Source organism: Huaxiibacter chinensis (assembly GCF_022171985.1).
GTDB classification, from domain to species: Bacteria; Pseudomonadota; Gammaproteobacteria; order Enterobacterales; family Enterobacteriaceae; genus Enterobacter; species Enterobacter chinensis_A.
Genome location: NZ_JAJVHF010000003.1, coordinates 388,772 through 410,694, shown reverse-complemented (window position 1 = coordinate 410,694; position 21,923 = coordinate 388,772). Strand labels below are relative to the sequence as shown.

20 protein-coding genes are annotated in these 21,923 nt (G+C 52.1%); 9 read left to right on the top strand and 11 right to left on the bottom strand.

Annotation, left to right across the window (positions count from 1 at the left end; all coding sequences use genetic code 11):
- Window positions 1-30: 30 nt before the first annotated feature.
- The 5 genes from LZP96_RS10880 to pdeR all read left to right on the top strand — a co-directional run bounded on the left by LZP96_RS10880 (window position 31) and on the right by pdeR (window position 10,038).
- The gene (locus tag LZP96_RS10880) at window positions 31-3,135 is read left to right on the top strand and encodes a multidrug efflux RND transporter permease subunit (protein WP_258925988.1); all 3,105 of its coding nucleotides are present in this window, start codon (window positions 31-33) and stop codon (window positions 3,133-3,135) included.
- A 597-nt stretch (window positions 3,136-3,732) separates the two neighbouring features.
- Entirely contained in the window at window positions 3,733-4,521 is a 789-nt protein-coding gene (gene fabI, locus LZP96_RS10875; RefSeq protein WP_064326297.1) for an enoyl-ACP reductase FabI, read from the top strand.
- A gap of 181 nt (window positions 4,522-4,702) precedes the next feature.
- On the top strand, window positions 4,703-5,701 hold the full coding sequence (locus tag LZP96_RS10870) for a CMD domain-containing protein (RefSeq protein WP_258925987.1): 999 nt from the start codon (window positions 4,703-4,705) through the stop codon (window positions 5,699-5,701).
- A gap of 88 nt (window positions 5,702-5,789) precedes the next feature.
- On the top strand, window positions 5,790-7,724 hold the full coding sequence (locus tag LZP96_RS10865) for an exoribonuclease II (RefSeq protein ID WP_258925986.1): 1,935 nt from the start codon (window positions 5,790-5,792) through the stop codon (window positions 7,722-7,724).
- A gap of 322 nt (window positions 7,725-8,046) precedes the next feature.
- Window positions 8,047-10,038, top strand: a complete 1,992-nt coding sequence (pdeR, locus tag LZP96_RS10860) for a cyclic di-GMP phosphodiesterase (RefSeq protein ID WP_064326300.1) — start codon at window positions 8,047-8,049, stop codon at window positions 10,036-10,038.
- Here pdeR and LZP96_RS10855 read toward each other — a convergent pair.
- Window positions 10,035-10,901, bottom strand: a complete 867-nt coding sequence (locus LZP96_RS10855) for a crotonase/enoyl-CoA hydratase family protein (protein WP_064326301.1) — start codon at window positions 10,899-10,901, stop codon at window positions 10,035-10,037. The genes pdeR and LZP96_RS10855 overlap by 4 nt on opposite strands.
- A 193-nt stretch (window positions 10,902-11,094) precedes the next feature.
- Here LZP96_RS10855 and LZP96_RS10850 point away from each other — a divergent pair, with 193 nt between their 5' ends.
- From LZP96_RS10850 to osmB, 3 genes are all read left to right on the top strand, one after another.
- A complete protein-coding gene (locus tag LZP96_RS10850) occupies window positions 11,095-11,277 on the top strand; it encodes a YciZ family protein (protein ID WP_064326302.1) in 183 nt (60 codons plus the stop codon).
- Window positions 11,278-11,343: 66 nt separating this feature from the next.
- Window positions 11,344-12,084 carry a DNA-binding transcriptional regulator YciT gene (yciT, locus tag LZP96_RS10845; protein ID WP_064326303.1) on the top strand — a complete coding sequence of 247 codons (741 nt, stop codon included), beginning with the start codon at window positions 11,344-11,346 and terminating at the stop codon, window positions 12,082-12,084.
- A 276-nt stretch (window positions 12,085-12,360) separates the two neighbouring features.
- On the top strand, window positions 12,361-12,579 hold the full coding sequence (osmB, locus tag LZP96_RS10840) for an osmotically-inducible lipoprotein OsmB (protein ID WP_064326304.1): 219 nt from the start codon (window positions 12,361-12,363) through the stop codon (window positions 12,577-12,579).
- 99 nt (window positions 12,580-12,678) lie between these two features.
- On the opposite strand, the gene yciH is transcribed toward osmB, so the two are convergent.
- From yciH to pgpB, 5 genes are all read right to left on the bottom strand, one after another.
- Window positions 12,679-13,005, bottom strand: coding sequence for a stress response translation initiation inhibitor YciH (gene yciH / locus LZP96_RS10835; RefSeq protein WP_064326305.1), 327 nt, complete (start codon window positions 13,003-13,005; stop codon window positions 12,679-12,681).
- Window positions 13,002-13,742 carry an orotidine-5'-phosphate decarboxylase gene (gene pyrF / locus LZP96_RS10830; protein WP_258925985.1) on the bottom strand — a complete coding sequence of 247 codons (741 nt, stop codon included), beginning with the start codon at window positions 13,740-13,742 and terminating at the stop codon, window positions 13,002-13,004. The genes yciH and pyrF overlap by 4 nt, the downstream gene beginning before the upstream one ends.
- A gap of 185 nt (window positions 13,743-13,927) precedes the next feature.
- Window positions 13,928-15,097, bottom strand: coding sequence for a lipopolysaccharide assembly protein LapB (gene lapB / locus LZP96_RS10825; RefSeq protein WP_064326307.1), 1,170 nt, complete (start codon window positions 15,095-15,097; stop codon window positions 13,928-13,930).
- A gap of 6 nt (window positions 15,098-15,103) precedes the next feature.
- The gene (locus LZP96_RS10820; RefSeq protein WP_064326308.1) at window positions 15,104-15,412 is read right to left on the bottom strand and encodes a LapA family protein; all 309 of its coding nucleotides are present in this window, start codon (window positions 15,410-15,412) and stop codon (window positions 15,104-15,106) included.
- Between the two features lie 148 nt (window positions 15,413-15,560).
- Window positions 15,561-16,328 (bottom strand): phosphatidylglycerophosphatase B, encoded by a 768-nt coding sequence (gene pgpB / locus LZP96_RS10815; RefSeq protein WP_064326309.1) that lies wholly within the window; start codon window positions 16,326-16,328, stop codon window positions 15,561-15,563.
- Between the two features lie 194 nt (window positions 16,329-16,522).
- Here pgpB and ribA point away from each other — a divergent pair, with 194 nt between their 5' ends.
- On the top strand, window positions 16,523-17,113 hold the full coding sequence (gene ribA / locus LZP96_RS10810) for a GTP cyclohydrolase II (protein ID WP_064326310.1): 591 nt from the start codon (window positions 16,523-16,525) through the stop codon (window positions 17,111-17,113).
- Window positions 17,114-17,161: 48 nt separating this feature from the next.
- Here the strand turns inward: ribA and acnA are convergent, their stop codons facing one another.
- From acnA to cysB, 5 genes are all read right to left on the bottom strand, one after another.
- On the bottom strand, window positions 17,162-19,837 hold the full coding sequence (gene acnA / locus LZP96_RS10805; RefSeq protein WP_064326311.1) for an aconitate hydratase AcnA: 2,676 nt from the start codon (window positions 19,835-19,837) through the stop codon (window positions 17,162-17,164).
- Window positions 19,838-20,001: 164 nt separating this feature from the next.
- Window positions 20,002-20,100 carry a small membrane protein YmiC gene (ymiC, locus tag LZP96_RS10800; RefSeq protein ID WP_064328139.1) on the bottom strand — a complete coding sequence of 33 codons (99 nt, stop codon included), beginning with the start codon at window positions 20,098-20,100 and terminating at the stop codon, window positions 20,002-20,004.
- A gap of 127 nt (window positions 20,101-20,227) precedes the next feature.
- Window positions 20,228-20,404, bottom strand: a complete 177-nt coding sequence (locus LZP96_RS10795; RefSeq protein WP_496539333.1) for a YciX family protein — start codon at window positions 20,402-20,404, stop codon at window positions 20,228-20,230.
- Window positions 20,401-20,541, bottom strand: a complete 141-nt coding sequence (locus tag LZP96_RS10790; RefSeq protein ID WP_213083754.1) for a YmiA family putative membrane protein — start codon at window positions 20,539-20,541, stop codon at window positions 20,401-20,403. Before LZP96_RS10790 ends, LZP96_RS10795 begins: the two co-directional genes overlap by 4 nt.
- A 337-nt stretch (window positions 20,542-20,878) precedes the next feature.
- Complete coding sequence (gene cysB, locus LZP96_RS10785) at window positions 20,879-21,853, bottom strand: HTH-type transcriptional regulator CysB (RefSeq protein WP_064326312.1); 975 nt, start codon at window positions 21,851-21,853, stop codon at window positions 20,879-20,881.
- Window positions 21,854-21,923 lie beyond the last annotated feature (70 nt).

The window sequence follows — 21,923 nt, the reverse complement described above, 5'->3', positions numbered from 1 at the left end:
TTCGCAAAGACTTATTAACGGGAATTTCTGATGTCTCAGTTCTTTATTCGCAGACCTGTTTTCGCATGGGTCATTGCGCTCTTCATTATACTTTTGGGTGTTATCGCCATCCCGCAACTTCCGGTGGCTCAGTACCCCTCCGTTGCACCGCCAAGTTTGTCCATTACGGTGACGTATCCGGGTGCAACGCCTCAAACCATGAATGAATCAGTCATCTCGCTGATTGAGCGTGAATTGTCCGGGGTCGACGATCTCCTGTATTACGAATCAACCAGTGATACGTCCGGTGTCGCAACCATTACGGTGACGTTTAAACCCGGAACGGATATTCGCCTCGCGCAAGTGGATGTGCAAAACCAGATAAAAGTGGTGGAGCCTCGCCTCCCCCAGGCCGTGCGTCAAAATGGATTGAGCGTTGAAGCAGCATCGTCGGGATTTCTGATGATGGTTGGCCTTAACTCTCCAGACGGAAAATTCAGCGAAGCGGACTTGAGCGACTACTTTGCGCGAAAAATAACCGACGAACTGCGCCGTATCGACGGCGTCGGCAAAATTCAGGCGTTTGGCTCAGAGAAGGCCATGCGTATCTGGATCGATCCTGCAAAGCTCATCTCCTACAAGCTCTCTGTAAGCGATATTACTACCGCAATAACGGAACAAAATGCTCAGGTTTCGCCCGGCAAACTGGGCGACTCCCCTGCCACGCCCGAGCAGTTAACGGCCTATCCGTTAGACATTAACGGACAGCTGGGCACGCCCGAAGAATTCCGTCAAATTGTTCTCAGAGCGAATCCGGATGGCTCTAAAGTCACTCTGAGCGATGTTGCCAGGGTTGAACTTGGCTTGCAGTCATATGCGTTTGCCATCAGAGAGAATGGTCACGGCTCTACTGCAGCGGCGATTCAGTTATCGCCAGGCGCCAATGCGGTGCAGACATCTGAAGCGGTTAAGACCAGAATGGCGGATCTTGCAAAATCCTTCCCGCCCGGGATGGAATATTCGATTCCTTTTGATACGTCGCCATTTGTTAAAATTTCTATCGAGAAAGTGGTGCATACCTTCATCGAAGCAATGGTCCTTGTCTTCCTTGTTATGTATCTCTTTTTGCAGAATGTTCGTTATACCTTCATCCCGGCTATCGTTGCGCCAGTTGCGTTATTAGGCACCTTTACGGTGATGATGCTGGCGGGCTTTTCGATAAACGTGCTGACAATGTATGGCATGGTACTGGCGATAGGGATCATCGTTGATGATGCCATTGTCGTGGTCGAGAACGTGGAACGTCTCATGGCTGAAGAGGGGTTGTCGCCAAAAGAGGCAACGGTCAAAGCCATGAAGGAAATTACTGGCGCAGTGGTCGGCATTACCTTAGTTCTGACTGCCGTCTTTCTGCCAATGGGGCTGGCTTCTGGCTCTGTAGGCGTGATTTATCGCCAGTTCACCCTTTCGATGGCTGTCTCCATTTTATTTTCCGCGTTCCTCGCATTAACGCTAACGCCCGCTCTGTGTGCGACCTTGTTAAAACCGGTGACGGCTGATACGAATAAAAAGAACCGATTTTTTAACTGGTTTAACGGGATGTTTGACCGTTTAACAGGTCGTTATGAAAATGGCGTAACAAAAATCATACGTAAAACAGTGAGAATGTCGTTGATCTACCTGGCTTTGTGCGCGGTCCTGTACTTTGCCTTTAAGTTTTTGCCCTCCTCCTTCCTGCCAGAAGAAGATCAAGGCTATTTCATTACTTCAATTCAGCTTCCGGCTGACGCCACGATGGAACGTACTCAAGACGTGGTGAAGAAGTATGAAAAAGTGGTGATGGATCGTCCAGGCGTCGAGCGTAATGTGTCAATCCTGGGCTTTAGTTTCTCTGGCGCGGGAACCAACTCCGCGATGGCTTTTACAACGCTCAAAGACTGGGATCAGCGTAACGGGGCCACGGCGCAAAATGAGGTCACTAACGTTCAGAATGCATTAGGTGATATTCCGGAAGCGACGATTACCGCCCTGCTTCCCCCTGCGATTTCAGAACTCAGCACGTCTTCAGGGTTTACTCTTCGTCTCGAAGACAGGTCCGGCCATGACTATCCTGAGCTGGTTAACGCGCTCAACATGCTTCTTGAAAAAGCCGGCAAAAGCGAAGCATTGTACGGCGTTTATATGGACGGATTGCCGGATGGTATGGGCATCAGCCTGAAAGTCGACAGACCGAAGGCGGAGGCTATGGGTGTGTCGTTCAATGAGATCAATCAGACTCTGTCCGGCGCGCTTGGCTCCAGCTATGTCAATGACTTCCCCAATAACGGAAGGATTCAGCAGGTTATCGTTCAGGCAGATGCCTCTTCACGTATGCAACTGCCAGAGATACTCGCGCTGAATGTGCGCAATAAAAATGGATCTATGGTTCCGTTGTCCGAGTTTGTTCGTCCTGTGTGGCAAGAATCACCGGTTCAGATGGTTCGCTATCAGGGTTATCCGGCATTCAGGATAACGGGCTGGCCGAACTGGGGTTATTCGAGCGGCGATGCGATGGCAGAAATGGAAAAAATTGCAGCTGATTTGCCGCCAGGATTTGCCATTGAATGGACCGGGCAGTCGCTCCAGGAGCAACAATCAGCGTCAGAGGCACCGATGCTCATGGTGCTTTCTATGATGGTTATCTTCCTCGTGCTTGCGGCTCTTTACGAGAGCTGGTCTGTTCCTGTCTCCGTAATGCTTGTCGTTCCGTTGGGGCTGATTGGCGCCATGATAGCCGTCTACTTAAGAGGCATGCCAAACGATGCTTTCTTTAAAGTGGGTATGATCACTATCATTGGCCTGTCGGCCAAGAACGCTATTCTGATCGTTGAATTCGCCCGTCAGCTGCAACAGGAGGGAGAATCCCTGCTTGCAGCGACTGTTAAAGCAGCCAAAATGCGTTTAAGACCAATCATGATGACGTCACTGGCGTTTACGTTAGGCGTGGTTCCGCTCATGTTAGCTTCAGGAGCCAGCGCAACGACACAGCAAGCCATTGGTACAGGTGTGTTTGGAGGCATGGTCACAGGAACACTCTTAGCCATATTTTTTGTGCCTGTATTTTTTGTAACGGTTATGTCGTTGGTCGACAAAGTCAGAGCGAGAATGAAAGCCTGATGCTCTTTTGCAGGAGAGATAATTTCTCTCCTGCTTTACCCTTCACGCCCGAATTTCTGAAGCGTATCAGACCGCTAATATATAAGTACAACCGCGCAGCCATAAAATCACCTATAAAATTTACATCGTAAATTCAGGGCATTATGTATAGCTACGTTCGGTTATCAGACGGAATAAAAAGCGTCTATTCTGGTTGGATGAGGCGAACCTGTGGCTCAGTGATATACTGTGAGATGGCGTAAGACAGTGCCTGAGGGTGTCCCTTTCCTCCGCTTTTATCGCGATGATTTTGAGAGCAAATTTAAGTGCTCACTTCCCCTGGCGACTATTACAACCGTATTAACCTGGAAAAGCGTCACGCCAGCTGATTATTAACCTCGCATTTTATGCGTGCGTAAGCAGGTTAAGCAGCCTGACGAGGGGTGGGTTCTCGGTCTTTCGCGACAAGCGTCACAGGACAGGCGCGAGAAATATCGTGACACAAAGGGCACTGAGTGGGATATAATTTCGAGCTAATTTCGAATGAATTTGAAATGATGCCTGTAATGCTATGATTTACAAGGCAAAAAACAAGCAATGAATATAAGGATTAAAGCTATGGGTTTTCTTTCCGGTAAGCGCATTCTGGTGACCGGTGTTGCCAGCAAACTGTCCATCGCATACGGCATCGCTCAGGCAATGCATCGCGAAGGCGCTGAGCTGGCGTTCACCTACCAGAACGACAAGCTGAAAGGCCGTGTTGAAGAGTTTGCCGCGCAGTTGGGTTCCAGCATTGTTCTGGAATGTGACGTAGCTCAAGATGAAAGCATCGATGGCATGTTTGCTGAACTGGCAAAAACGTGGCCGAAATTTGACGGTTTCGTTCACTCTATCGGCTTCGCACCGGGCGACCAGCTGGACGGCGACTACGTAAACGCGGTAACCCGTGAAGGCTTTAAAATCGCACACGACATCAGCTCTTACAGCTTTGTTGCGATGGCGAAAGCCTGCCGCGAGATGCTGAACCCAGGCTCTGCCCTGCTGACCCTGTCTTATCTGGGTGCAGAACGTGCTATCCCTAACTACAACGTTATGGGTCTGGCTAAAGCTTCTCTGGAAGCGAACGTGCGTTACATGGCGAACGCGATGGGTCCTGAAGGCGTGCGTGTTAACGGCATCTCTGCTGGCCCAATCCGTACTCTGGCGGCTTCCGGCATTAAAGATTTCCGTAAAATGCTGGCACATTGCGAAGCGGTTACCCCGATCCGTCGCACCGTGACTATCGAAGACGTGGGCAACTCTGCAGCCTTCCTGTGCTCAGACCTGTCTGCCGGTATTTCCGGTGAAGTCGTACACGTTGATGGCGGTTTCAACATCGCTGCAATGAACGAGCTGGAAATCAAATAAACGCATGGTTTCCCCGAGCGATGGGGAAACGTGTCGCCTGGCAGCGCCTGCTGCCAGGTTTAAATTTCGTCGGTTTTCCTTTCTTTATTCCGTTCCGCTATTTGTTATCACCTAACAATATTTTTCCCTTGTAAAGCCATGCGCCAGGATAGTGATCGCCATTTGAGATCAAGGAACGCACATGGAACAACGCCGCTTTTCCGGCAAAGGCCACTGGTATCACGAAACCCAGACGAATCACCGTTCGGATGAGGTTCTGCCACTGGTTCCCGAGGCCGCCAACGTCGACGATCGGTTTTTGCTCGATCTCGCCTTGCCAGAAGAGATGTCTACCGCCTGTGAAAACTGGCTTGCTCCCGCACGCACGCTCTGCGGCCTGCTGTTTCCGCTGAGAGTCAAGGTGAGCCGTTTGCATACCCTGAGCGCTTACGACCGCTTAAGTACCGCCTTGACGGTCGCCCAGGCGTGCGGCGTTCAGCGCTTGTGTAACCATTACGCTGCCCTGCTTACCCCCCTTCCTGGCCCTGACTCCTCCCGGGAAAGCAATCGTCGTCTTGCCCAACTCACCCAGTACGCCCGCCAGCTGGCCTGCTCGCCAAATATTATTGATGCTAAAGCGCAACAGCAGCTCGATGAGGTGGGACTGACGGTGTATGACATCGTGCTGCTCAATCAAATCGTCGGCTTTATCGGCTTTCAGGCCCGCGTGGTGGCCCTCTTTCAGGCGATGTTAGGTCAGCCCGTGCGCTGGTTGCCGGGTCATCATATTCAACCCCATACCGAGCCGACCATCACCGGCGCGTTTTGGACATCTTTCTTGCCTGAGGTAGAAATGCGCTTCGCCAGCGCTCAGCAGATGGAATCGCTTGCCCGCTGGCGTTCTGTCCCGCCCTTACAGGCGTTGTGCGCCGTGCTCTGCCATGAGCCACAGATTCTGGACGTGATGGGCGACATTCTCGTGAACGGTTTAAGCGATACCGGACACTCTTCGGTGAAGAACACTAGTGCGATAAGCGCGATTGATTTTCTTAATCAGTCGCCAGATCGCTTTAGCGCAGCGCAGTTTACCCCCTTACTGAGTGCGGGTATCCCTGTCGAGCAGGCCATTACCCTTCTCGCATGGAGCGCTTTTTGCGGCTGGCTTAACCGGCTGAACATCGCGCTCCGCGCAGGGGAATAACCCTACTTGTTACCTAAAGAGCGCTTGCTGTAGCAGTCAGAATCGCGTAAAACTGTGAGCCGCTCAATGGCTACTAAAATAGAACACTATGCTTCAGGATAACCCGCTGCTAGCGCAGCTTAAACAGCAACTGCATTCTCAGACGCCGCGTGCAGAAGGCGTTGTCAAAGCCACGGAAAAAGGCTTTGGCTTCCTTGAAGTCGATGCACAAAAAAGCTACTTCATCCCGCCTCCGCAGATGAAGAAAGTCATGCACGGCGATCGTGTCACGGCGGTTATTCACACTGAAAAAGATCGTGAATCTGCTGAGCCAGAAGAACTCATTGAACCTTTCCTGACCCGCTTCGTGGGCCGGGTGCAAAAAAAAGACGACCGCCTGGCGATTGTGCCGGATCATCCTCTCTTAAAAGAGGCGATCCCCTGCCGCGCTGAACGTGGCGTTGAACACGATTTTAAAGAAGGTGACTGGGCCGTTGCACAAATGCGCCGTCATCCTCTGAAAGGCGATCGCGGTTTTTATGCCGAACTGACCCAGTTCATCACCTTTGGCGACGATCATTTTGTTCCGTGGTGGGTAACGCTCGCCCGGCATAATCTGGAAAAAGAAGCATCAAACGGCGTGGCGACAGAGTTGCTGGACGAAGGGCTTGAACGTCGCGATCTGACGGCGTTGAGCTTCGTCACCATTGACAGTGCCAGTACGGAAGATATGGATGACGCGCTCTATGTTGAAGAAAGCGCCGACGGTAAGCTGCATCTGACGGTAGCGATAGCCGATCCTACCGCATGGATTGCTGAAGGAAGCAAGCTGGATAATTCCGCGAAGGTGCGTGCTTTCACCAACTACCTGCCCGGCTTTAACATCCCGATGCTCCCGCGCGAGCTTTCCGACGATCTCTGCTCGCTGCGTGCCAATGAAATTCGCCCTGTTCTTGCCTGCCGAATGACCATTGCTGGCGATGGCACCATCGAAGAGGACATTGAATTCTTCGCGGCCACCATCGAATCAAAAGCAAAACTGGTTTATGACGAGGTTTCAGACTGGCTGGAAAATACCGGCAGCTGGACGCCGCCAGACGAAGCCATTGCTGAGCAGATTCGTTTGCTGCATCGTGTCTGTCTTAACCGTAGCGAATGGCGTCAAACTCACGCGCTGGTCTTCAAAGACCGTCCCGATTACCGTTTCGTGCTGGGTGAGAAAGGCGAAGTGCTGGATATCGTCGCCGAACCGCGTCGTATCGCTAACCGCATTGTTGAAGAGTGCATGATTTCGGCCAACATTTGTGCGGCACGCATTCTGCGCGACACGCTCGGCTTTGGTATCTACAACGTGCACACCGGCTTCGATCCGGCCAACACGGAAGCACTGGCAGCACTGCTGAAAAACCATGATGTGCATGTCGATCCACAAGAAGTGCTGACGCTGGAAGGCTTCTGTAAATTGCGCCGCGAGCTGGATGCCCAACCGTCCGGTTTCCTGGACAGCCGTATTCGCCGCTTCCAGTCCTATGCGGAAATCAGCACCGAGCCTGGCCCACACTTTGGACTCGGTCTTGAAGCGTACGCGACCTGGACCTCACCGATTCGTAAGTATGGCGATATGGTTAACCATCGTCTGCTGAAAGCGATCGTTAAGGGCGAAACCATTGCGCGTCCACAGGATGAGGCCACCGTGCAAATGGCGGAGCGTCGTCGCCTGAATCGCATGGCCGAGCGTGACGTGGGCGACTGGCTGTATGCCCGTTTCCTGAAAGATAAAGCCGGCACAGACACGCGCTTTGCCGCTGAGATTATCGATATTAGCCGTGGCGGGATGCGTGTCCGGCTGGTGGATAACGGTGCCGTCGCCTTTATCCCTGCCCCGTTCCTGCATGCCGTGCGTGATGAACTGGTGTGTAGCCAGGAAAACGGCTCGGTGCAGATTAAAGGCGAAACTGTTTATAAAGTGACGGACGTGATTGATGTCACTATCGCGGAAGTCCGTATGGAAACCCGTAGCGTGATTGCGCGTCCGGTCGCCTGATAACCGATTAAAATGTCGGCTTTTTCCGTTTCGGGGAAGCCGACATTTCTCTTTATCCCATAAACCTCGCACTCATCACTCTTTATCAAAATTTTTCCGCTTTCTACCCGCAAAAATCAACGCCGTTATCTACAGTAAAAGAGCACTATCATCTTTCGTCAGCGGAATTAATATCCACTGATATCTTTTTGCGCATGTCGCGTTTAACTATAAGAAAGCAGGGAAAAACAATAAGTTCAGTTCGGTTTTACCGTATTTCTGGTGCGGAAAGAACGACTCTACATGAATAGTTTTGCGCCGTTGAGCGAGGTTGGGAGAAAACATGATCGACGAACTTGAGCATAACTTGCTGTTTCGTTACATGGGTACGCACAGTCCCTGGTGGCGGCTCTCGGCAGACAGTAATGCTTTGCATCTGGCCGCCACTGAAAGTGCAGACATCACGCAGGTTATAGCGCTGGATGACGAGCAGGCCGAATTGATTCGTCAATTAACCGTTATTACCTCCAGCATTACTATGACGCTTTCCCTTTATGGTACGGATGTGCCTGTGCATCTCGTTGGGCGCAAAATTAATAAAAAAGAGTGGGCAGGAACAGCCTCCGCCTGGCATGACACCCCTTCTGTTGCGCGCGATCTGGCGCAGGGACTCTCGTTTGCCGAGCAGGTGGTGTCTGAAGCCAACTCCGTCATTGTTATTCTCGATCAGCAAGGCAATATTCAACGTTTTAATCGGCTGTGCGAAGAATATACCGGTCTCAAAGAGCAGGAAGTGATCGGACAGAACGTCTTTAAGCTCTTTATGAGCCGGAGTGAAGCGGCCGCCTCAAAACGCAATATCAGCGGTTTTTTTCGTAATGGCAGTTCGTACGAAGTTGAGCGCTGGATAAAGACACGCAAAGGACAACGATTATTTCTGTTCAGAAATAAATTCGTCCACAGCGGCAGCGGTAAAAATGAAATTTTCCTGATCTGTTCTGGCACTGATATCACCGAGGAACGCCGTGCTCAGGAGCGACTCCGCGTTCTGGCTAACACCGATACCATTACCGGCCTTCCCAACCGTAACGCGATTCACGACCTGATCAGCGACGCCATTTCCAGTCGGGGCGACACGCAGGTGGGTGTAGTCTATCTCGATCTCGATAACTTTAAGAAAGTGAATGACGCCTACGGTCATATGTTTGGCGATCAGCTATTACAGGCGGTGGCGTTGGCCATTCTGAGTTGTCTGGATGAAGGACAGGTCCTGGCGCGTCTTGGCGGTGATGAATTTATCGTTCTTGCCACCGACACCTCGCAGGGCTCACTGGAGGCGATGGCATCGCGTATTTTGACCCGATTGCGCCAGCCCTTCCGCATCGGTCTTATTGAGATCTATACAGGCTGCTCGCTGGGTATCTCTCTTGCCCCTCAGCACGGCACCGACCGCGAAAGCGTGATTCGTAACGCGGATACCGCGATGTATACCGCCAAAGAGAGCGGACGCGGTAAGTTTACCGTCTTCTCACCCGAAATGAATCAACGGGTGTTTGAGTATCTTTGGCTTGATACCAACCTGCGTAAGGCCCTGGATAACGATCAGTTGCTGATTCACTATCAGCCGAAAATAACCTGGCGGGGAGAGGTCCGGAGCCTGGAGGCGCTGGTACGCTGGCAGTCCCCGGAACGGGGATTAATCCCACCGCTGGAGTTTATCTCCTACGCGGAAGAGTCTGGTCTTATTGTGCCCCTTGGCCGCTGGGTGATGCTGGATGTTGTGCAGCAGGTGGCAAAGTGGCGCGATAAAGGGATTAATCTGCGCGTGGCGGTTAACGTCTCTGCCAGACAACTTGCCGATCAAACTATCTTTAGCGACCTTAAGCAGGCGTTAAAAGATCTTCATTTTGAATATTGCCCCATCGATGTCGAACTAACCGAAAGCTGTCTTATAGAAAACGAGGAGCTCGCGCTTTCCGTTATCCAGCAATTCAGTCAACTGGGGGCACAGATCCACCTTGATGACTTCGGCACCGGGTACTCTTCCCTGTCTCAGCTGGCGCGTTTCCCGATTGATGCGATAAAGCTCGACCAGCTGTTTGTGCGCGATATTCACAAGCAGTCTATCTCTCAGTCACTGGTGCGCGCTATTGTTGCGGTCGCGCAGGCGCTAAATCTGCAGGTGATTGCAGAAGGTGTCGAAAGTGCAAAAGAAGACGCCTTTCTGACGAAGAATGGCGTCAACGAACGGCAGGGTTTTTTATTTGCTAAGCCCATGCCCGCTGCCGCATTCGAGCGATGGTTTAAACGTTATCAGGCAAAACATAAACGTTAGCTGGCTTTACGCATCCCCGCTGCCTGATGGCGATTTTGCAACATCACGAGTCGTTCCATATAGGCAATATCTTTAGGCTCCAGACAAAACGCCGCCTCGACCCAATCTTCCGTGATATCCATTAATTCACTTCGCGGCAGTTGTAACACGCGAGAGCGGGCCCGCAACATGGCTCTGACGCCGTTCAGTTTCGGCTGTAAGGTATCGATAAACGTCCTTGTCGCCAGATAACCAAGTCCGGGTTCAAACAGAACATCCACCAGTCCGCGCTGTTCGTACCATTCCGCGGTATGGGATTCACCTTTATAGATCAGCTCTTCAGCCAGTTTCATGCCAGCGCGCCGCGCGACCAGTGAATATCCGCCCATGCCCGGGAAAAGATTGAAAGCGATTTCCGGGAATCCAAGACGTGCATCGCTTTGACCCAGCACGAAATGGTGCGCCAGTGCCGCCTCAAATCCGCCCCCAAGCGCGCTTCCCTCCACCATGGCCAGGGTAATGGCTCCGGTATCGAACCCGCGCGAAGCGGCGTGGACACAGTCAACGCAGGCTCGCGCATACGCCCGCAGCGCTTCACGGCGACCGTTCTGAATACATTCGACAAAAAAGCGTAAGTCCCCTCCTGTATTGTACATTTCAGGTACCAGCGAGCCGGTCACCCAGAAATCCACGACAAATCCCGATTGCCGGACCAGCCATGACAAATTCATGATTTCTTCAATTAAGGCATGGTTGAAACAAGGGCGTGGTTGGGCACGCAACATCATCCAGACGGTGTGCCGCTCCTCTTCGTAATAACCTGCAAGTTGAGTGAACCGTTCTGCGTCAGTGAACAATTTAATGGTGGCTTGATCGAGAGTCATAGTCTATTTCCTCTTCGTTTAAAGCGCGTTGCGCGCAGATTTAGCCTAATCCACTCCCCAGGCCCGCTGGATGCGAAGAGATAAATTTATCACTGATATTTATCTCTTTTACATCACGCGTTTTTTCCCTTCTCTTTTGCGGCTAATTTCTGCATCATTGAAATTATTCACTTTTCATTCAAAGGATGACACGATGGCTGAGATTGATGCACAGAAGGTGGCACAACGTATTGATACGGTGCTGGATATTCTGGTCGCGGGTGATTACCACTCTGCAATCCGCAATCTTGAGATCTTAAAATCCGAATTGTTGGCCCAGAGCGAATCAGACCCTGCGTCGAATGCTGCTCAGCCTAAAGCACCGTGGGAAGTTTAATTAACCCCGCCAACATCGATTTGCTTATCTTCAACCAACGGCCTTAGCCGTCCCGATATGGATGCTATGAATTCCCGACAACAAATCATTTTGCAGATGGTGATCGACAAAGGACGCGTGAGCGTCGTCGAGCTGGCTAAAACCACCGGCGTTTCAGAGGTCACGATCCGTCAGGATCTGAATCTGCTGGAAAAACAGAGTTACCTTCGCCGCGCGCACGGCTATGCCGTGCCAATCGACAGCGAAGACGTTGAAACGCGTATGATGAACAACTTTGCCCTGAAACGAGAGCTGGCGAATTTTGCCGCGTCTCTGGTCAATAATGGCGAGACCGTGTTTATCGAGAACGGAAGCAGTAACGCCCTGCTGGCCCGCACGCTTGCGGAACAAAAAGATGTCACTATCGTTACCGTGAGCAGTTATATCGCCCATCTGCTCAAAGAGACGCCGTGCGAAGTCGTTCTGCTGGGGGGGATCTATCAGAAGAAAAGTGAAAGCATGGTGGGCCCTCTCACCCGCCAGTTTGTGCAGCAGGTTCATTTCAGCAAAGCCTTTATTGGCATTGACGGCTGGCAGGCTGAAACGGGCTTTACCGGCCGGGATATGATGCGCTCAGACGTGGTCAACGCAGTGCTGGAAAAAGGCTGTGAAGCCATCGTGCTAAGCGATAGTTCAAAATTTGGCGCCGTCCATCCTTATACGATGGGACCTGTCTCCCGCTTTAGCCGCGTCATTACTGATAATCGTCTCAGTGAAACCGATCGCGCGCAGCTCCAGCGTGACGGTCTTCAGGTCGATATCGTTTAACGCCTTTCTCACGCAATACGCCCCTACAACCGGGCGTATTTTCCACACTGTTTATCTGAGATTATTCCGACCCCCGCTTTAAGATTATTTACCTGTCGAAATAACCGCAAAAATTTAGAATTAATGTTAGCGATATAACAGGAAGTGACTATCACCCGGGTGATTTTGTAACGCCTGTGCTAACAGCTTTCACAGAAAATGCATCGTTAAGTATTCATATTGGCTATACTTATTGAGAACTTCTTTCTGTGAATCGATTATTCAGGAGAAAGTAATATGTTATTAACCAGCAAAAAAATGACCGCAGCAGTTTTAGCCGTAGCCCTTGCCATGTCTTTGAGCGCGTGTTCTAACTGGTCTAAACGTGACCGTAACACTGCAATTGGTGCGGGTGCTGGTGCTCTCGGTGGCGCAGTATTAACCGACGGTAGCACACTGGGTACTTTAGGTGGTGCTGCAGTAGGTGGTGTTATCGGTCACCAGGTGGGCAAATAATTCCTGAACGGAATTCTCATCGGGTTTGATTATTTCAGAACGATTTCTGACTTACGCACGCTTATTTAAAAGCCACGGCCCCGGCCGTGGCTTTTTGCATTAACCGCCCGCCAGTTTAACCTTCATGCCTTTTGCCTCGAGCAGAGATTTAATCAGATCGCGCTTGTCGCCCTGGATCTCGATCACGCCATCTTTAACGGAACCGCCACAGCCGCATTTCTTTTTCAGCTCGGCCGCGAGTTTAACCAACCCCGCTTCATCGTCGTCAATACCGGTAATCAGGCACACGCCCTTTCCTTTTCGCCCGCTGGTCTGGCGTTGAATGCGAACAACGCCATCGCCTTTAGGTCGTTCAACCGCCGCTTTAGGTTCGTCGATGCGACCGGACTCGGTGGAATAGACGAGGCGACTGTTTGAGTCACTCATACTGCCCCCTTATTCAACGATGCGTTAATTGCCTTCAGGGTTGCGGCGGGATCTGACGCTTGCGTGACAGGACGACCAATAACCATGTAATCCACACCCGCGGCGAGAGCCTGTTCCGGTGTCATAATACGGCGCTGATCGCCCGCATCGCTGCCCTGGGGACGAATACCCGGCGTGACCAGTTTAAAACCCTGGCCTAGCTCCGCTTTAAAACGGATGGCTTCCTGTGCAGAACAGACTACCCCATCCAGGCCACAGTTTTGCGTCAGACGAGCCAGCCGTTCGGCATGTTCGGCAGGTGACAACGTCACGCCAAGATCAAGAAGGTCGCTTGCCTCCATACTGGTCAACACCGTGACCGCAATCAGCAGAGGAGCATCGTTACCAAAAGGACGTAAGGCTTCACGCGCCGCCGTCATCATACGCGCCCCGCCGGAGGCATGAACATTCACCATCCATACTCCCAGCTCAGCCGCGGCGGCTACTGCGTGTGCAGTGGTGTTCGGGATATCGTGAAACTTGAGATCAAGAAAAATATCGAAGCCACGTTGCTGCAGGTCGCGCACAATTGGCGGTCCAAAGAGTGTGAACATCTCTTTACCGATTTTCAGGCGGCAATCGCGTGGGTCGATACGATCGACAAAGGCAAGTGCGCTGTCGCGATTGTTATAATCAAGCGCAACGACAACAGGTGATTCAGTAACTACGCGGGGAGAAGAGGATGCAACAGACGTCATGACCAGCCCTTTTCGTCTATGGGCGCCGCTGTGGCGCGGGATAGATAAACGGCGAGCATTCTACCTGCCAGCGCAGCAAATTGACAGAATCCATTTCCACCCTGCCAGGCAGATAACCGCACGGTGCGACATAATGGGAAAAACATTAATAGCATGTTGTAACTAAAATACGAGGTTTTAAAAAATTACTGCCCGTCCAGTCCTCGAATTGGCTTGATGGTCGACCAGGCCTTACAGGATGGACAGTGCCAGTAGAGCGTATAGGCGGTAAAACCGCATTTCAGACAACGATAGCGTGGTTTACTGCGGATCTGTTCGCCAACCATATCACGCAGCGCCATCAGGCTCTCTTTCGCTCGGCCTTCTTCCGCTTCATTCAGGTGGTAATCCATCAGCTTGTGGAAGACCCGCATCGTGGGATGACGTTGTAACTGGCGGGTAATGAATACCTGCGCAGTGTCCCCGCCCTCGTGATGATCAACAACGTCAGCCAGCATTAGCTCGGCGGTTGCGCCGGTGTTCTCTTCGACACAACGACGCAGGAAGGTGACCCACTCATTTGGCTTGTCCAGCTGCTGGTAGCACGTCTGCAACATCTCCAGCGTTTCGCTGACCAGCTCTTTGTCCTGCTCAATGACCCGTAACAGGCACTCGACCGCTTTGGCGTATTCACCTTTCGTCATGAACACGCGGCCCATCATAATGGACACGCGCGCGCTGTTACGATCGGCGGAAGCGCCCTTTTTCAGTAACGCCATGGCTTTATCCATGTCGTCATTACCCATCTGCTGCAGGGCCAGCTCGCAGTAAAAATGCGCAATCTCAACCCGCTGCTTATCTTTACCTAATTTCACCAGGCGTTCGGCGGTTTCGATCGCTTTGAGCCAGTCGCTGGTGGCCTGATAAATTTGTAATAGCTGTTGAAGCGCGCTGACGCGAAACTCGGTTTCGTCGACTAACTGGCTGAACATGTCCTCAGCGCGATCGTAGAGCCCTGCCGCCATGTAATCACGGCCCAGTTGCTGTACCGCTAACAAACGCTGGTCGTAGGTCAGCGAGGCGCTTTCCATTAAGGTCTGGTGAATTCGAATGGCGCGATCAACTTCACCGCGCGAGCGGAAGAGATTACCCAGGGTAAGATGCGCTTCAACGGTGCCGGTGTCCTCTTTAAGCATGTCGAGGAACAGGTCAACCGCTTTGTCCTGTTGATTGCTGAGGAGGAAGTTTACCCCGGCCACGTAGTCACGGGACAACCGGTTCGCTTCATCCTGCTTTGTTTGTTGCGCACTTCTGCGTCCCATATACCAGCCATAGGCTGCCGCTATAGGCAAAAGCAGAAACAACAACTCCAGCATAGTCGATTATTCCTTCACGACCGGCACACCTGAATTTACCGGCACGTCTGATGCCGGCGCAATATGGTGTTCAAGACGTTTGATTTTACGCTCTGCGCGTGCAAGGGAAACACGGACTTTTAGCCAGAACAATCCACACACCAGCCAGCCGATAACAAATCCTGCTGCAAACAACACGGCAAGCAGAGTTGAGACCCGATACTCGCCCTGCGCCAGCAGATAATTGAAGGTGACCTGTTGATCGTTTTGCGCACCCAATGTGACTGAGATGACAAAAATCGCTAATACCAGTAAGAAAATGAGTAAATATTTCACATGACTTCCCGTTATGTGGTTCAAGCGAATAAAGTGTGTTCAACTTACCGCAATCAGCCTTATAAACTACCATTTTAGTGACGAGCGCGAAACGTAAAAAGTGGCGCGCTGGTACAAGATCTTTGGGCTAAATGCGGTTTATCAACCTTCAGGAAGTTTCTTGCTCCCTTTCGGCTATTTCTTTGTTCTCTTCCGGAGGCGGCGTGAGCGGTCCGCAGAGTCTTTGCGCAAGCCAGGTGGCAAAGGTCACCAGCAGCCAGGAAATGGCGGTGGCTACCATTAAATCCTGCGGCCAGTGCATCCCCAGCAGCAGACGGCTTCCCATCACGCTTGTCGCCCAGGCCAGTAACAGCACGATGGTTATCGTGCGTCGACGCGGCCACAGTAACCCAACGCCCAGCAGCGCCCAGCTGGCGGCAAACATAGTATGCCCGGAAGGAAACGCAAAACCGGTCTCCTTTTGCCAGTGATGACGTAAAAATTTCGGCACCGTCTGCTCTTCTGCCAGTTGCTCTTTCACCAGCTGGCTACGATCTTTACGCTTTAAATTGTAGAAGGTCTCTACCGGAACATGGTGTGTTTCTTCCAGCCAGACCACAAACGGTCTGGGTTCCTGAACATACCCCTTCACCCATGACTTCACCCCCTGCCCAACTACGATCGCGCCGCCGAGTATGACAAACAGCATGATGGCCGGACGCAAACGGAACCGCAGGCACCACAGGAACCAGGCGCAAAGGAGAGTGTGCGTGATAATTCCCCAGGGTTGCGTGACGGTTTCCGTTACCCAGTAAAGCGCTTTAAGCCATCCTGTGTGATGACCCGGTTCCCAGGCCCAGCCTGACAGCCATACCACGGCGGGCATGATAAGCAGGATTGCGGCACCTATAGCCGTTCGACGGGCAATTAAAAGCATGTTGTCTCCTTTTTCACTAAGCTCAGCAATCATAACTGAATTTTATCAATGCGGGAAAATGTCGGATTGTGCGTTTAACGTTCGTATAGCATGGCCGCAACTAGGTGAACGCGTGATGCTTGTGGCAAAATAGAGGCAAATAAGCGCCGTAGGGCGACAGACACGAAGCGTGTCAGCATACTCTGGAGAATCACATGCAGCTTAAACGTGTGGCAGAAGCCAATCTGCCAACCCCATGGGGCGATTTCCTGATGGTGGGTTTTGAAGAACTGGCAACCGGGCAAGATCACGTCGCGCTGGTATTTGGTGACATCTCGGGGCAAACCCCGGTCCTGGCGCGTGTTCACTCTGAGTGTCTGACGGGCGATGCCCTTTTCAGCCTGCGCTGCGATTGCGGTTTTCAACTGGAAGCGGCACTTTCGCAGATTGCCGAAGAAGGTCGCGGCATCCTCATGTATCACCGTCAGGAAGGCCGTAATATCGGTTTGTTGAATAAGATCCGCGCCTACGCGTTGCAGGATCAGGGCTATGACACCGTCGAAGCGAATCATCAGCTGGGCTTTGCCGCCGACGAGCGTGATTTCACCTTGTGCGCGGACATGTTCAAACTGTTAGGCGTCGATGAAGTGCGTCTGCTGACGAACAACCCACGTAAAGTAGAGATTCTGACGGAAGCGGGGATCAATATCGTTGAGCGTGTGCCCCTGATTGTGGGCCGCAACCCCAAAAACGCGCATTATCTCGATACCAAAGCCGCCAAGATGGGACATCTTCTCAGTAAATAAATGGTTTGCCCGGCAAACGCATGCCTTTGCCGGGCAACGGTTACTGCATTAATTCAGCATATTACGAATCACATAATGCAATATGCCATCGTTCTGGTAATAGGTCAGCTCGGTCGCCGTATCAATTCGACAGCGGCATTCCAGCACTTCCGTTTTCCCGTCCGCACGCGTTAACTGCACCGGCACCGTCGCACCGGGGGTCAGGCTTTGCAACGCCCGGATATCGATGCGTTCTTCTCCTGTCAGCCCCAGCGTTTTACGCGTCACGCCCTGCGGGAATTCCAGCGGTAAAATCCCCATACCAATCAGGTTAGAACGGTGAATACGTTCAAACGACTCGGCAATCACGACACGCACGCCCAGCAGTCGTGGACCTTTCGCGGCCCAGTCGCGGCTGGAACCAGAACCGTACTCCTTACCGGCAAGCACCGCCAGTGGCGTACCCTCCTGCTGGTATTTCATGGCCGCATCGTAAATTGAGATCACTTCCGTGCCGGGCAGATGACGCGTCATCCCCCCTTCCACGCCGGGAACCATTTCGTTACGGATGCGAATATTGGCAAAGGTGCCGCGCATCATCACTTCGTGGTTACCGCGACGCGAACCGTAGGAGTTAAAATCACGACGCTCAACGCCCCGGCTTTGCAGATAACGTCCTGCCGGGCTGTCTGCTTTGATACTCCCTGCCGGCGAAATATGGTCAGTGGTGACTGAATCCCCGAGCATGGCGAGAATGCGGGCACCGTGAATATCCTCCAGCGGTTTAGGCTGCGCTTCCATATCGTTGAAGAACGGTGATAAGCGAATGTAGGTGGAATCACTCTGCCAGTCGTAGGTATCCGAACGCGCCACGTCGATGGATTTCCACTCGGGTGTGCCTTCAAACACTTCGGCATACTCTTTGCGGAACATATCCGTCGACACTTTTTCAACCGCGCGGGCAATTTCCTGAGCAGAAGGCCAGATATCCTTCAGATAGACAGGATCGCCTTTTCGGTCATGGCCAAGCGGATCGGTTGCGAGGTTAATATTCATATTCCCCGCCAGCGCATAGGCCACTACCAGCGGCGGTGAGGCCAGCCAGTTGGTCTTGACCAGGGGATGAATTCGACCTTCAAAGTTACGGTTACCGGAGAGCACAGCACCGACGGTCAAATCCCCCTGCTTAATGGCCTGCTCAATGGGATCCGGTAACGGGCCGGAGTTACCAATACAGGTCGTACAGCCATAACCCACGAGGTTAAACCCCAGCTCATCAAGGTATGGCGTCAGTCGCGCCTGCGCCAGGTAATCCGAGACGACTTTCGACCCCGGGGCCAGCGACGCTTTAACCCACGGCTGGCGTTTCAGGCCCAGCGTCACCGCTTTTTTCGCCAGCAAGCCGGCTGCCATGAGTACGCTTGGGTTAGAGGTGTTGGTGCAGGAGGTAATCGCCGCGATAACAACCGCACCATCCGGCAGTTGATACTGATGTCCGTTCATAACATAGTCGACGGGACGGTGATCTTTTTGCGCCGCATTCACCTCCAGTTCGTTACTGGCCGCGAACGCTTTCGGCACCTCCGCCAGCGCCACGCGATCCTGTGGACGCTTAGGCCCGGCAAGGCTCGCTACCACTTCGCCCATATCCAGCTCCAGCGTGCTGGTGAACACAGGTTCATCACCGGTATTGCGCCACATGCCTTGTGCTTTGGCATAGGCTTCAACCAATGCAACCTGTTCATCGCTGCGTCCGCTCAGCTTCATGTATTCAAGCGTAACGCCGTCGATTGGGAAGAATCCGCAGGTGGCGCCATATTCCGGCGCCATGTTGGCGATGGTTGCCCGGTCGGCAAGCGGTAAGGAATCCAGGCCGTCACCATAAAACTCAACGAACTTGCCCACGACGCCATGTTTACGCAGCATTTGCGTTACCGTCAGCACCAGGTCCGTTGCGGTAATGCCCTCGGATAATTTACCCACCAGCTTGAAACCTACCACATCCGGGATCAACATCGAGACGGGCTGACCCAGCATGGCGGCTTCTGCTTCTATGCCCCCCACGCCCCAGCCAAGGACGCCCAGACCGTTAATCATGGTGGTATGTGAATCGGTACCCACCAGCGTATCCGGGTAGGCGATCCACTCTTTATCCTGCAGCTCGCTCCAGACGGCTTTTCCAAGATATTCCAGATTCACCTGGTGGCAGATGCCAGTGCCGGGCGGGACAACGCTAAAACGGCTGAAGGCCTGCTGGCCCCATTTCAGGAAAACGTAGCGTTCGTGGTTACGCTCCATTTCAAGACGGACGTTTTCTTCAAACGCGTCGTCATCGCCGAAGTGGTCAACGGTGACGGAGTGGTCAATGACCAGATCGACCGGAGAAAGTGGGTTCACTTTTGCGGTATCGCCACCAAGGCGCTTGACGGCTTCGCGCATCGCAGCAAGATCGACCACGGCGGGTACGCCGGTAAAGTCCTGCATCAGGACCCTTGCCGGACGATAGGCAATTTCCCGGTCGGCATGGGCATGTTCCAGCCACCCCGCAAGGGCATGAATGTCTTCTGCCGTGACGGACGCTTCATCCTGCCAGCGAAGTAAATTTTCCATTAAGACTTTCAGGGACTTGGGGAGTCGCGAGATGTCTCCAAGTGTGTTAGCGGCCAACGGCAAGCTGTAGTAGTGGTAGGTCTTGTTCTCTGCCTGCAGCGTATCCTTACTGGCTTCGCGTAGGGTTAACGACATAAGCTCCTCCTTCATTACAGGGATACCCCGACAGTCATCGGGGCTGTAATTAAAGATAACACAAACATGCCGTAACGTTTTGATAACAACCCAAATTGATAAACCGCCTGGCCAGGCTGATATGAGACCCAACAAAAAACCTCGCCGGAGCGAGGTTTTTACGTTTAGTTTAGGGCCAGCCAGATAAGCTGGGACCAGAACAGGATGGATACAGTGAAAGCGCCGATCCATGACCAGTATTTAGCGTTCTGTAGGATATTCATCATCGTAACACCAGACTTTTATATATATACCGGACCGGGGTAATTCCCCATTGAATATTGCTGATGTGTATTTATTAAAGAGTACAAAAGCGCAGTCATTATTAACCCTGGGGGCTTTATGACTAAATTATTGTTTTTTCGGTTCGTCTTCCGCGAACAAATCAATAAAGGCCTGCTGCTGTGCCGTCAGCGTCCATGAGGTGGGCACGCTTGTCGCAAGTACCTTACTTACTTTGCGATTGTCGTCACATGGGCGACACAATTTCTTAACCCGTTCAACCTGCAACAGAGCTGCCATATTCATCCCCAGTAATTCCAGACCAGTAACGCCACCACCACCCAAAACAGGGCGGAGCCAAGGAATACCGCCAGCCAGGCTTTACGTTTAAGCGCTGGGTCCCTTTGCGGCTCTTCACTTCCTGACGGCATTGCTAACCTCATACAATCGATATCGCTTATCATTTCGCTACCAAACAATCGGCATAAGTAATCATGACTGAGATAAATCCTAAAGAAACTTTAGTCGAAAAGCCAGCGAATTTACGTATGAAAACGTATGAAATATTCAATCTTTTGACATGAAATAAATAATTGAAACGTGGAATTTGCGTAGCGGGGAATTACTTTCTACTTTTGTCGCAAATTTGCGACAGTTTGCCCCTGAGTTTCTCGCGGTTATGCCGTTTAAACAGGGCGTAAATGAAGTTGATGATAATTCTAATTTAGCTTTAAGGAGGGAAAACGGTATCTTTCGCCACCGGAAAGATACCGACGGTGATTATTTTTCAGGAAGCTTAATATCGTTAAACATCGCTTCGATATCTTCATTCGATCGCAATGCAACGGCGGTATCCACCACGTCACGAGTCAAATGCGGTGCAAAGCGTTGAATAAAATCATACATATAGCTTCGCAAGAAGGTGCTGCGACGGAAACCAATTTTGGTGGTGCTGTGGCTGAATACATCATGCGCGTCCAGGCGAACCAGGTCTGGATCCGACACCGGATCGACGGCCATGCTCGCAATGACCCCAACGCCCAGCCCCAGTCGGACATAGGTTTTGATCACATCCGCGTCGGTGGCAGTAAACACAATACGGGGTGTTAAGCCAGCGCGATTAAACGCGGTATCCAGTTCAGAACGTCCGGTAAACCCAAATGTGTACGTGACCAGGGGATACTGTGCCAGCTCCTCAATGGTGACCGACCCCTTGCCTGCCAGAGGATGATCGGGCGTGACCACAATTGAACGGTTCCAGTGGTAACACGGCAGCATAACCAGGTCGTCATAGAGATGCAGCGCTTCGGTGGCGATAGCGAAATCCGCATTGCCCTTCGAAACGGCTTCAGCAATTTGCGTCGGCGAGCCCTGATGCATATGAAGCGATACGCGAGGATAGCGCTCGATAAAGCCCTTGATGACGCCGGGAAGAGCATAACGCGCCTGTGTGTGTGTCGTGGCGATATACAGAGAACCTTTATCTGGCCAGGTATGTTCCCCTGCCACGGATTTAATGGCGTCGACTTTCGAGAGCACTTCCCGGGCGATACGGATAATCTCCTGCCCTGCGGGTGTCACCTGAGTCAGGTGTTTGCCGCTGCGGGCAAAGATCTGAATGCCAAGTTCATCCTCCAGCATACGCACCTGCTTGCTGATGCCAGGCTGGGAGGTGTAGAGACCTTCTGCGGTGGAAGAGACGTTGAGATTGTGGTTAACCACCTCAACGATATAGCGAAGCTGCTGTAGTTTCATGCCAGACCATCCGATTGAGCGCACACGGGCAATCGCTTAAGACGATTTAATAATAAGAAATGGGTTAACT